We start from the raw sequence: 273 nt of genomic DNA on the forward strand, positions 1-273 counted from the left end.
TGTTTGCCGCTTCGTAAAGATCCCCTAGGAGCGTCCCGGTCTCGTCCTTGTCGCCAAGGTCCAGGCCTGCCGGGTAGTAGACCTCGTAGTCTGCGTAAACGCTTGCCCCATACTTGGAGGCGATCTTATCCAGGTGGGCAGTGTAGGCGGCTTCGGCCTTCTCGCTCATTTCCTTGCGCTGTGCGCTGGTGATATTGAGCTCGTTAGCAGGGTCTAGGTTGACCCCCTCAACGGCGTCGGTGATGAAGAAGTTCGGGCGGATCGAGTAAGTGG

1 protein-coding gene is annotated in these 273 nt (G+C 58.2%); it reads right to left on the reverse strand.

Annotated elements, in window-relative coordinates; all coding sequences use genetic code 11:
• Positions 1-273 (reverse strand): hypothetical protein (locus tag QP415_RS11795; RefSeq protein WP_285100206.1); only part of this gene is annotated, 273 nt, incomplete at both ends.

Origin of the sequence: Pauljensenia sp. UMB3104, assembly GCF_030217285.1 — a bacterium.
GTDB lineage: Bacteria > Actinomycetota > Actinomycetes > Actinomycetales > Actinomycetaceae > Pauljensenia.